Here is an 11,773-nt window from a genome sequence, read left to right on the forward strand (position 1 = left end):
AATCGTGCAATGCAAGAGGCACGGGCTCGTTCTCAGGCAGAAAAAGAGTTGCCCACTTTAACCAAGGCGGAGCTGGCCGAGCTGTTGTTTGAACAGGTCGGATTAAACAAACGCGAAGCGAAAGATATGGTGGAAACTTTTTTTGATGAAATCAGAGACGCATTGGAAAGAGGATCTGCGGTGAAATTGTCTGGTTTTGGCAATTTCCAGCTACGGGACAAACCACAGCGCCCGGGCCGTAATCCGAAAACAGGGGAAGAAATCCCGATTACAGCGCGCCGCGTCGTTACTTTTCATGCCAGTCAAAAATTGAAGGGCATGGTTGATGAGGCGGGTGGTCAAGCATTTGCTCATGCTGCCTGAGTATTTTCATGACTGATATCAAAATTGAGACCAGCAGCTTGCCAGCTATTCCTGCCAAGCGTTATTTCACAATCGGCGAGGTAGGCGAGTTGTGCGGTGTTAAACCGCATGTACTGCGCTATTGGGAGCAGGAGTTTTCTCAGCTGAAGCCGGTCAAGCGTCGCGGAAACCGGCGCTATTATCAACACCATGAGGTTCTGCTGATTCGTCGAATACGCGAATTATTGTACGAACAGGGATTTACGATTAATGGTGCACGAAATAAGTTAGGTTCTCATCCTTCACGTGCTGTCCAGGAAGAGATCACCGAGGAGCCGGTCATTAGTTTGCCGCAGATACGCGATGAATTACAGGCTGTGCTGACTTTACTGAAAATGTGAATATCCGGGGACGGTATTTACCGTCTCCGGATAAATTCTCATGCCGTTAACCGCGCAGGATTTTTTTCTGCGGTTGCTTGAAGGCAGCGACTTGATGTGTCGCTGCTTTTTTCTTTTGGATTGCCTGGATCGAGATGACCGGCGTATTTTTTTCAGACACCGCACTGATCCTGAATACACTGACTGCAGTACTCAGGGACATCGCCTGCTGCTCCAGCTTATTGGTTGATGCCGTTGCTTGCTCTACCAGACTGGCGTTGTGCTGGGTGATCTCATCAATACGGGTAATGGCCTGATTCACACTGGAAATACCCTTACTTTGTTCCTGGCTGGCATCGCTGACGTGTTTGATCAGGTGTGTGACCTGTTTTACATTGGTTGCGATTTCCTGCATAGTTTTACCAGCAGAATTAATCATGTTGCTGCCCTGTTCTATAGCTGTTCCTGAGGTCGTGATCAGGGCTTTGATTTCTTTGGCTGCACTGGCACTTCGCTGTGCCAGATTTCTCACCTCACTGGCAACAACCGCAAAACCACGCCCTTCCTGACCTGCCCGTGCGGCTTCAACCGCAGCATTCAATGCAAGAATATTGGTCTGAAATGAAATGCTGTCCATGACGCCGATAATTTCAGAAATCTTTTTGGAGTTGTGGGTGACGGACTGCATGCTGTCGATGGCTTTTTCCATGACTTCCAGACCTTGATTCACATGGGTGGCCGAGCTATGAATCAAGCTACTTGCCTGGGCCAGGTTGGCTGCATTTTCCTGAATAGTACCAGTCAGTTGTTCAACCGAGCTGGCGGTCTGTTGTAATGCGCCAGCCTGGTGATCCGTACGGCTCGCCAGATCAACCGTCTCTTCATGAATTTCATGAGCAATGTCATTGACCGTGACGGCATCTGAACGAATTCCTGCGATGAGTTGACTCAGGCTCTGATTCATTGTGGACACCGCATTCGTCAGCTGGGCAAATTCGTCTTTACCTGCATGCTGATGAATATTGGAAAAATCTCCGGAAGCTGTTTTTTCTATTGCTTCTGTCAGTACCTGAATTTCCTTAGATAAAGTCAGGTAAATCGCCATCAGGAAATAACTGGCAATCAGTATCAGGACGATGATGGCTGAAAACATTTTGATGATTTTCAGATTTAACCGGGTGATCGATTCTCCCAGACGCTGATCAACCAGGTGCGCTACGTTGGTACCTGCCGCATTCAGTTGTTGGATAGTGGCATCGCCACCTTCGGAGAATGCTTTGCCCGAACTTTGATTGACAGATGCCAGCACCTCATCCTGAGCGCGGTCAAAATATTTTTGTACGTTTGTCAGCGCAGTCTGCAGGTTTTCCAGCGGAGTTTTATATTCCGTATTTTCTTTTTGGTACTGGTTGATTAAATTGCTTAACTGTCCGAGTTCAACTTTCACGCTCATTTGTAATGAGTTCAGCATGACATCTTCACCGGCCTCGAATAAACCCGTGTCAATGTAAGCCGCACCGCGGGATGCCATTACAGAGATTTTTTCCTCAAGAGCGGGCAGGGATTTTAAATACAAAGAACTCAGTTCATTCGTCGTGAAGTCACTGTCTAAGGACAATTTTGAACTGTTTGCCAGTTGAGTCGTTTTTTGGTTGATCAATTCCAGTAGCTGGGTGTGGGCTTTAAAGCTGTCAGGAGCTTTCATCGTCATGACCGCGCTGCTCAGATTGCTCCATTGTTTTTTCAGGTCGCTGTTTGGCGCTGCAGTATCCATTGCTTGAGTGATGGTGGTTTCAAGCGGTTTGATGCGGTCAGCGACTTGTTTATTGCCCGTTAGCTGCAGGTGAAGCAAAGTGCGATGCTGACGTATTAAGGTGGCGAGTGCCTGATGTTGTTGAATCAGCTGCAGGCTATGTTGTTTGTTTTTGGCCGATGCAACTTCGATACGAAGTTCACTAAACAGCAGTGCCAGAACGATGAACAAAGGAATTGCAAAACCAGCGGAAATAAAGGCAATTTTCTGACTGATGCGCAGGTTTTGCATCAGGCGGATTGCCGGAGAAAAGAGAGAGCGCATAAATTATGGGATATAAGAGGAAGGAAAAACTTGGTTTGTGGAAATTTTATGCTCCTAATGTGACCCGCATATGACGCTTATCGTTATTCGTGAGGAGGTTGAAGTCACATTGCTGAATGCCGCACTGGAAAGCCACAGGGATTGGGTATCTGTGCGTCACGTTGAGTGTATTTGGATGTCAATTTTATACATTTGAAGAGTTGAGTAAATTGACGCAAGGTCAAATATCCGTGCGGATTGAATAAGCAGCTGCTTAGCAGAATAAGTGAAATAAAACTGACAAGCCGGGAGGATCTGTTATGGAGAAAACGAAGGGATTACAAATGGGGATGTATCTGCAGCTACATCGGCATTACGTAAATTGGTTACCGGTGATTTTCATCATGTTGCCATCAGAGTTTTTACGCACTGACAGCAGATTCAATCATCGTTAACGTAGTCGGGGTCGTAATGATTACGACCCCGGTAAAATGAGCTATGAACAAGGTCCACAGTAATCATTTGGCTCCCCGACCTGGACTCGAACCAGGGACCTGCGGATTAACAGTCCGTCGCTCTACCGACTGAGCTATCAGGGAACAGAAGATATGATGATCTTCATAAAACTTGATTCGCAGTGATTTTTAATTAAGTTCACTGCCTACTTGAAATTCTTGGCTCCCCGACCTGGACTCGAACCAGGGACCTGCGGATTAACAGTCCGTCGCTCTACCGACTGAGCTATCAGGGAACAGAGACAAAGATTATATGCTTTGCCTCATTGCCTGTCAATAACTTGGGAAACCAAAATTACAAGACACTGGCGATTGCGTCAATGACGCCGTCAATATTTTTACTGTTTAAGGCAGCCACACAGATACGGCCGGTATCGACTGCATAGATGGAATGTTTGTCACGCAATTGCCCAACTTGCTCCTTGCTCAGTCCGGAGTAGGAGAACATGCCGCGTTGCTGGATCACAAAATCAAAATTCTGTGCCGGTGCTTTTGTTTTGAGTTTGCTGACAAAGGCATTCCGCATTTCACGGATACGAACACGCATGCCTGCCAACTCGTCCTCCCACAACTGGCGCAACTCTGGTGTTGCCAATACTGTTGCGACCACTTGGCCGCCATGAGATGGCGGATTCGAGTAATTCGTGCGAATCACCCGCTTGAGCTGCGACATAACGCGCGATGCCTCTTCTGCGCTGGATGCTGCGATGTTCAGTGCGCCAACCCGCTCACCATACAACGAGAAGGATTTGGAAAATGAGTTGGAAACAAATAGCGCACCGCCAGCTTCGGCAAAGCGCCGTACAACCTGGCCGTCAGCTTCAATGCCGTCGCCGAAGCCCTGATAAGCCATATCCAGGAACGGGATCAGTCCCCGGCTTGTAACAGCTTCAATCACCTGTGTCCATTGTTCGTTCGTCAGATCTGCACCGGTAGGGTTATGGCAGCAGGCATGCAGCAAGACGATGGAACCAGCAGGCATAGTTTGCAACGCATTCAGCATGCCGGCAAAATTGACGCCGCGCGTTGCCGCATCGTAGTAAGGATAAGCATTGACTTTGAAGCCAGCAGATTCAAACAGGGCGCGGTGGTTTTCCCAGCTTGGGTCACTGATCCAGACTTCGGAATCAGGAGCGAGCCGCTTTAAAAAGTCAGCTCCCAGCTTCAATGCTCCTGTGCCGCCGATAGCCTGGGCTGTGACAGCCCGTTTTTCTTTGACTACTGCACTGTCTGCGCCAAATACCAGATCCTGTACTGCACGGTCGTACGCAGCGAGGCCTTCAATTGGCAGATAGGTGCGAGGCGCATATTTTTCGATCAGGATCGCTTCTGCTTTTTTGACGCATTCAAGTAAAGGCACTTTACCGTTGTCGTCGTAATAGACGCCGACGCCAAGATTGACTTTAGCCGGATTCTGATCGGCATTATAGGCTTCCGTGATGCCAAGAATCGGATCGCGCGGTGCCATCTCGATGGCGGAAAACAGGGGGGAGGAGGCTGGAGCAGTCATCGTGATAATATGAAATTAAACAGTCGTCACCGACAGTTACGGTTGGAATAAAGTAGAAATGCAAAAATCATAAGATTTACGTAAAATTACTTCAGCAAGGTATGCTGTGCAAGACTAGGTGAAGCACGGATATGTACCGGGGCGGCGTAACGGATGATTGCGCCTTTAGTCTGATGTTTTGCGTAAATCCTATTCAGCCTCACATTTTAACAAAGGTTCTGCACGATGGCAGTCGCACCAGTGAATTCAGTCCCTTTATCCGAGCAATTGGATGAAGAAAAATTTATTTCTTTTCCGGATTCCCCCTATCAGCTGTATCAGATGTTTCCGCCAGCAGGTGATCAGCCGGCGGCGATTGCACAACTGGTGGAGGGAATTCGGGATGGCTTATTTTTTCAGACCCTGCTGGGAGTGACCGGTTCAGGAAAAACCTACACCATGGCCAATGTGATCGCCCGCACGGGCCGCCCAGCTATCGTGTTTGCCCCTAATAAGACGCTGGCAGCACAGTTGTATAGTGAATTCAGGGAATTTTTTCCGCGCAACGCTGTTGAATACTTTGTTTCTTACTACGACTATTATCAGCCTGAGGCTTATGTGCCGCAGCGTGATCTGTTTATTGAAAAAGATTCGGCGATCAATGAGCATATTGAACAGATGCGCTTGTCCTGTACCAAATCGTTGATGGAGCGCCGTGATGTGATTATCGTCGCAACGGTTTCAGCGATCTACGGTATCGGTAATCCGAATGAATATCATCAAATGATTCTGACTCTGCGTGCCAGAGACAGGGTCAGTCAGAGCGACATCATTGCGCGCCTGATTCAGATGCAATACACCAGAAACGAAATCGATTTTGGCCGTGGTACTTTTCGAGTCCGCGGCGATACGATTGACATTTTCCCTGCAGAACATGCTGAGCTGGCAGTCAGGGTCGAGATGTTTGATGATGAAATCGAAAATCTGCAGTTATTCGATCCGCTGACCGGGCGGGTTAAACAGAAAATCCCGCGTTTTACCGTTTATCCTGGCTCTCATTATGTGACCCCCAGAGAAACGGTGTTGCGCGCCATCGAAACCATCAAGGAAGAGCTGCGGGAACGGCTGGATTTTTTCCGTCGCGAGAACAAACTGATTGAAGAGCAGCGCATAGAACAGCGTACCCGCTTTGATCTGGAAATGATGGCCGAGATTGGATTCACTAAAGGAATTGAAAATTATTCGCGGCACCTGAGCGGTGCCTTGCCGGGCGAGCCGCCGCCGACTCTGGTGGATTATTTGCCGCCGGATGCGTTGATGTTTCTGGATGAGTCCCATGTGCTGACCGGGCAGCTCAATGGAATGTATAACGGCGACCGTGCACGTAAGACCAATCTGGTTGACTACGGTTTTCGTTTACCTTCCGCGCTGGACAACCGGCCACTGAAATTCGCCGAGTTTGAAAGCAAAATGCGCCAGACGGTTTTTGTTTCGGCAACGCCGGGTGATTACGAACATGCCCATGCCGATCAGACAGTTGAACAGGTGGTGCGCCCGACCGGACTGGTTGATCCCGAAGTGGAGGTGCGTCCTGCATTGACGCAGGTGGACGATCTGATCGGTGAAATCACGGAGCGGATCAAAAAGAATGAACGGGTGCTGGTGACAACGCTGACCAAACGCATGGCTGAACAGCTGACCGAGTTTTTGGGGGATAACGGAATTAAAGTCCGTTATCTGCACAGCGATATCGATACGGTGGAGCGGGTCGAAATTATCCGGGATTTACGGCTCGGCACTTTTGACGTGCTGGTCGGTATCAATCTGTTACGCGAAGGTCTGGATATTCCTGAAGTGTCGCTGGTCGCCATTCTGGATGCGGATAAAGAGGGATTCCTGCGTTCGGAGCGCAGCCTGATCCAGACCATCGGGCGAGCAGCACGGAATCTGCATGGTAAAGCGATTCTGTATGCCGATAAAATTACCGATTCCATGCGCAGGGCAATGGGTGAAACTGAGCGTCGCCGTCAGAAACAATTGATTTTTAATACGGAAAACAATATCACGCCGACCGGCATTCGTAAGCAGATTAAAGATATTATTGACGGTGTTTATCATCAGCAGGATGCGCGTGATAATCTGGTTGCTGCACAGGAGCAGGCTAAATATGAAGTCATGAGCGAAAAGCAGATCAGCCGCGAGATTAAGCGCCTGGAAAAACTCATGACAGAGCATGCGAAAAATCTGGAGTTTGAAAAAGCGGCTCAGGTACGTGATCAGTTGGCGCACTTGAAGCAGATGCTGTTTGGTGCAGGAGGCGCAGATTCGCTGGTATCCGCCTGATGTCGGCTGAATCAGGACGACACCGCATGATCTGATGACCGGATGGGGCGACAAAGTTTCAGAATCGCGAAATATCAGTCTCTGAATCCTCTGTTGTGCACGCATGATGTGGATGAAAATCAGGTTCAAAATACAAGGTCCGGGGCACTATATGCTGGCTTCATGGAGCGGAAAAAATGCGTGACGAGCCGTGGTTTTCAAACGAACAACTGGCGACGATTCTCAAGGCGTTGCCTGACCCCGCTTTCATTTTGACGCGCAGTGGCCGTTATGCGGCTATTTTTGGCGGTTCCGATTCCCGCTACTATCATGACGGCAGTGTATTGATCGGAAAGTTAATTTCTGATGTGCTGAGTGATGAGAAAACTGCATGGTTCATGCAGGAAATCGGCAAGGCGCTGGAATCCCGGAATCTTCATGTGGTGGAATATGGTCTTTCCGGCCAGGATGTCCGTGGCTTACCGCCCGGTGGTCCTTCCAGTGTGATCTGGTTCGAGGGACGGGTGCAGGCGCTGGAATTTCAGGTTCAGGGAGAGGATGCGGTGTTGTGGGTGGCGAGCAATATCACCGTACGCAATGACTATGAAGTCAGACTGCGCATTCAGAGCGAAACAGATCCGTTGACTGGATTATTTAATCGCCGGAAATTGATGGAGGCACTGAGTGATCAATACGAGATGTTTACGCGTTATGGAACGTCAATGTCGCTCCTGATCTTTGATATCGATGACTTCAAGCGTGTGAACGATGAATATGGCCATCTGAATGGAGACCACGCCATTCAGGTCGCTGCCGAAGTTTGCAGGAACGAGTTTCGCAGTACGGATATTCCGGCGCGTTTTGGCGGAGATGAATTTGTGATCCTGATGCCCCATACCGATCTGGTGCAGGCAGTGCCGATTGCCGGGCGTTTGCGTTTGCGTATCGCAGAGGCATTGCGTCAGACGGGAGTCCTGGGCGAAGGTACAACAATCAGCGGCGGTCTGAGCCAGCTGATGCCGATGGATGTATCCTCCAATGAAGCACTGAAACGCGCTGACGATGCTTTGTATCAGGCCAAGCGGGCAGGGCGCAATTGCATCATCAGTCAATAGCAGGGTAACGCCGCATACTCACGAAAGATGACGGTGCCGCGCCGGGATGTCAGGCAGCTGGAAGCTGGCTGCAGATCTGATTGCGCCCATTTTGCTTGGCCTCATACAGCATGGCATCGGCTCGCAAAAACATATCATTTTCTGATGCATAGTCCGGAAAACTGGCCATCCCGCCGCTGAAGCTGAAATATTTTTGCTCTCCCGGTTTGACCTCAAATGGAACTTTGGTGAAGCTTTCGCGCATGGCATCCAGTTTTTGCCGGCCTTGTTCCAAAGTGCAATTCCAGAAAATCATGACGAATTCCTCACCGCCAAACCGGCTCAGTAAATCCTGCTCACCGAGTTGCGCAGACAGCACCAGCGATAAGCGCTTGATCACAATATCGCCAAAGTAATGGCCCCATGTGTCATTAATCGTCTTGAATTTATCGATATCGATAATGCCGTAAGCAAGCGGAACATCACTCTGGCTGGCCTTGCGTATCCATTCCTGGGCTTTTTTCTGCAAGCCTATCTTATTCAGCAAACCGGTTGCGCGGTCTCTGCTGATCAGGTCTTTGCTGGTCCTGATTTTTTCTATCCGATTGAGCAGTTGCCGGGTCAGGATATCCGGCTCAGAAAGTGTCACTACTTCATCAAAACCGCTGTCGAGTGCACGCCGGGTCATTGCCGGTGTGGGGTGCCGCTGCAGCATGATAATTTCTTGCCCGGGGTCGAATTCAATATTTTTTTTCAGCACCCGGACCAGCGCTTCTGTATTGAGGTAATGGGCCTCATCAATCAGCACGATATCGGGACGGGTGTCTCTGACCCGCAGGTGAAGTGCACGCGGCTCATGCACCTGCAGCAGTTCGACCGTATTGCTTTCGAGCATGGGGATGTCCAGTGGCAGGGTATCGCCCAGATACATGATGGTGTTGCTTTCTCCCCGGCGATGTCGGCCGAAAAGATTGAATAATTTTTCGACCAGCACCGGATTACTGATGGGTTTTTCTGCGTATGCCAGGCAATTGCTGTCCACCAGCTTCTGCTGCAACAGAAAGCGTTCCCCCTGCCGGACAGTTTGCAGGTAGATGTACTGACGGTGTGTGGGCAGGCGTTGCAGCAGGTCACTCAGGAACATAGTCTGACGGCGCTGTTGCTGCATATCGTCCTGCATGTTGTACAAAACATCGAGATCAATCACAAACAAGGTGCTTTCGCCGGAGAGTTCGACCGCCCGGACAAAATCCCGCATCTGGTCATAAAAGCGGATATCAAAATCGTATTTGTGTGCAGCCAGCAATAACTCGTCTTTATTGTCTTTGATGAAAAAAGTCTGGGTCAGCAGCATGACCTGATTTTTGTACAATAAACCTGCTTCCGCCATTCTTACTCCATGTCCAATTGAGTCAGTCAGTCTTTGTCGTTCCACACTGGAACAGGCTGCATGATTTTATCCGGGATCATTCTTGCACAGATTGCCTATCGGGAATTGTAAGCATGTCCCGGTGCCGTATCAGCATGATGATGTTAAATATTGTGCCTTCATGTTCAGTTTTACAACAAAACATGGTGCTCATGTAGTAACTGGTCATTACCCCGGCTCCTCAAAACTGGTCAAGAATGGTCATTCCTTTATAACATGTTCAGGAGACATCATGACAGGTAAAAAGATATTGATGCTGGTCGGTGATTTTGTGGAAGACTATGAAGCGATGGTACCGTTCCAGACTTTGCAGGCAGTCGGACATCAGGTGCATGCCGTCTGTCCGGACAAAAAGGCGGGAGATTATGTCGCAACAGCGATTCATGATTTTGAGGGACAGCAGACCTATACAGAAAAACCGGGTCATCGTTTTACGGTCACACATGATTTTGCACAGGTGCATGAACAGGATTACGATGCCCTGCTGATTCCCGGCGGACGCGCTCCGGAATATCTGCGTTTGAATCCGCGGGTGCTGGCGATCGTGCAGCATTTTGCGCAGAGCAATAAGCCGGTTGCGGCAGTCTGTCACGGAGCGCAGATACTGGCTGCGGCCAAGGTGCTGAACGGCGTTTCCTGTTCTGCTTATCCGGCCTGCCAGCCGGAAGTGGAAGCTGCCGGCGCGACTTATGCTGTCATTGCGGTGACAGAAGCTGTGACGGATAAAAATTTTGTGACGGCACCCGCCTGGCCGGCACATCCGGCGTGGCTGTCGCAATTTCTCGCGTTATTGGGTACAAAAATCCACTTGTGAGGCGGCTAATGACCGTATAATCGTCAGTGAATTTTCTTGACGATGGGCGGGAAAACATGTGTGAAATTTTTGTGAAGGCAGATCCTGGCCTGTATGAATCCAAGGCGCGCTCTATACGCCTGCATGGTGTTGTCACATCGATACGTCTGGAAAAGCTGTTTTGGCAAACGCTGGATGAAATTGCAGCCCGCGATGGCATGAACACCATTCAGCTCATTACCAAGCTGTATGATGAACTGATCAGCTATCGCGGACAAATAGATAATTTCAGTTCATTCCTGCGCGTCTGTTGTCTGCGCTATACTTCATTGATGGCAGATGGCGCGATTTCTTCTGATAAGCGGCTACCGCTGGCTGCTGTCAGGGAAGCACATGCCGGAGTACAACGATTTTTCATTTGATTTTGATGTCTGTTAGCAGCAGCGCAAATTTGCCGGGTGCCGTTGGCCCGGCATTTTTTATGCGGGCGCATTTCTTCCATTTTTTCTTTGTGGCGATGAATTTTTTATATACTCCCGTCTGATTCAGTGTTTTCTGGCTGAATACCGTGATGAAATAAAAGAGATGAAAATATACTCCCTCCCAGTATGTCGAAAATGTCGACTCTAATCTAAGTTCGCCGGATGAAAAAAGAGATGGTCCTGGATTGGGGAAGAGAATTGTTTTCAGTTATGATGATTCTTTCCATTTTTTTCTTGATACCGCCATGAAAGCTGCGCTCCTCGTGATTGATGTGCAACGTGGTTTGTTTGATGACGAACCTCGTCCATGGGATGCGGATGCCACGGTGAGCCGGATTAACGGACTGGCGGAGCGGGCGCGGCATGCCGGTGTGCCGGTTGTGTTCATTCAGCATGAAACGACAGGCGGGGCGCTGGCATTCGGTTCCGAGGGCTGGCAACTGGAGCAGAATCTGATACTGGAAGACGGTGATACCATCCTCAGGAAGTCCACGCCGGATTCTTTTCTGCGCACCGAGCTTCATGAGTTGTTGCAGAAATGGAAAACAGACCAGCTGGTCATCTGTGGCTATGCGACGGAGTTTTGTGTCGACACCACCTCCCGCAGGGCAGCCGGGTTGGGTTATCCGGTCATCCTGGTGTCCGATGCGCATACCACACACGACAAAGCGCATGCCAGCGCGGTGGATATCAGGGCTCATCACAATGCGACTTTGCCTGAAATCGGCAGTTTCGGACCAGTGATTCAGGCATTACCTGCCGAGCGTGTGGTGTTTGGCCTGTAACTGGAGCCGTGGCAATCACAGCCAGACTGATGGGGAGATTGACTACAGCGCGTCAGTGGGTTCGCTACCCGGCCTGACGGATGTGT

The 11,773-nt window shown here is 49.6% G+C and carries 10 protein-coding genes and 2 tRNA genes; 7 read left to right on the plus strand and 5 right to left on the minus strand.

Annotated elements, in window-relative coordinates; all coding sequences use genetic code 11:
• The first annotated feature begins 9 nt into the window (after positions 1-9).
• On the plus strand, positions 10-363 hold the full coding sequence (locus H8K27_RS06055; RefSeq protein ID WP_456243318.1) for an integration host factor subunit alpha: 354 nt from the start codon (positions 10-12) through the stop codon (positions 361-363).
• Positions 364-371: 8 nt separating this feature from the next.
• Entirely contained in the window at positions 372-743 is a 372-nt protein-coding gene (locus tag H8K27_RS06060; RefSeq protein WP_186862283.1) for a MerR family transcriptional regulator, read from the plus strand.
• Between the two features lie 46 nt (positions 744-789).
• On the opposite strand, the gene H8K27_RS06065 is transcribed toward H8K27_RS06060, so the two are convergent.
• The 4 genes from H8K27_RS06065 to H8K27_RS06080 form a co-directional block, all read right to left on the minus strand.
• A complete protein-coding gene (locus H8K27_RS06065) occupies positions 790-2,799 on the minus strand; it encodes a methyl-accepting chemotaxis protein (RefSeq protein ID WP_186862284.1) in 2,010 nt (669 codons plus the stop codon).
• A gap of 502 nt (positions 2,800-3,301) precedes the next feature.
• A tRNA-Asn gene (locus tag H8K27_RS06070) sits at positions 3,302-3,377 on the minus strand.
• Between the two features lie 76 nt (positions 3,378-3,453).
• A tRNA-Asn gene (locus tag H8K27_RS06075) sits at positions 3,454-3,529 on the minus strand.
• A gap of 59 nt (positions 3,530-3,588) precedes the next feature.
• Complete coding sequence (locus H8K27_RS06080) at positions 3,589-4,803, minus strand: amino acid aminotransferase (RefSeq protein WP_186862285.1); 1,215 nt, start codon at positions 4,801-4,803, stop codon at positions 3,589-3,591.
• A 225-nt stretch (positions 4,804-5,028) separates the two neighbouring features.
• Here H8K27_RS06080 and uvrB point away from each other — a divergent pair, with 225 nt between their 5' ends.
• Together uvrB and H8K27_RS06090 are read left to right on the plus strand one after the other, a co-directional pair.
• On the plus strand, positions 5,029-7,125 hold the full coding sequence (uvrB, locus tag H8K27_RS06085) for an excinuclease ABC subunit UvrB (protein ID WP_186862286.1): 2,097 nt from the start codon (positions 5,029-5,031) through the stop codon (positions 7,123-7,125).
• A 176-nt stretch (positions 7,126-7,301) separates the two neighbouring features.
• The gene (locus H8K27_RS06090; RefSeq protein ID WP_186862287.1) at positions 7,302-8,219 is read left to right on the plus strand and encodes a sensor domain-containing diguanylate cyclase; all 918 of its coding nucleotides are present in this window, start codon (positions 7,302-7,304) and stop codon (positions 8,217-8,219) included.
• Positions 8,220-8,268: 49 nt separating this feature from the next.
• On the opposite strand, the gene H8K27_RS06095 is transcribed toward H8K27_RS06090, so the two are convergent.
• The gene (locus tag H8K27_RS06095) at positions 8,269-9,588 is read right to left on the minus strand and encodes a GGDEF domain-containing protein (RefSeq protein WP_186862288.1); all 1,320 of its coding nucleotides are present in this window, start codon (positions 9,586-9,588) and stop codon (positions 8,269-8,271) included.
• A gap of 271 nt (positions 9,589-9,859) precedes the next feature.
• Between H8K27_RS06095 and H8K27_RS06100 the strand changes: the two genes are divergently transcribed.
• The 3 genes from H8K27_RS06100 (at position 9,860) to H8K27_RS06110 (ending at position 11,687) form a co-directional block, all read left to right on the plus strand.
• Entirely contained in the window at positions 9,860-10,441 is a 582-nt protein-coding gene (locus H8K27_RS06100) for a DJ-1/PfpI family protein (RefSeq protein ID WP_186862289.1), read from the plus strand.
• 56 nt (positions 10,442-10,497) lie between these two features.
• Positions 10,498-10,842 (plus strand): ribbon-helix-helix domain-containing protein, encoded by a 345-nt coding sequence (locus tag H8K27_RS06105; RefSeq protein ID WP_186862290.1) that lies wholly within the window; start codon positions 10,498-10,500, stop codon positions 10,840-10,842.
• Positions 10,843-11,147: 305 nt separating this feature from the next.
• The gene (locus H8K27_RS06110) at positions 11,148-11,687 is read left to right on the plus strand and encodes a cysteine hydrolase family protein (protein WP_186862291.1); all 540 of its coding nucleotides are present in this window, start codon (positions 11,148-11,150) and stop codon (positions 11,685-11,687) included.
• Positions 11,688-11,773 lie beyond the last annotated feature (86 nt).

Source organism: Cognatundibacterium griseum, from assembly GCF_014284195.1.
Lineage (GTDB): Bacteria > Pseudomonadota > Gammaproteobacteria > Burkholderiales > Burkholderiaceae_D > Undibacterium > Undibacterium griseum.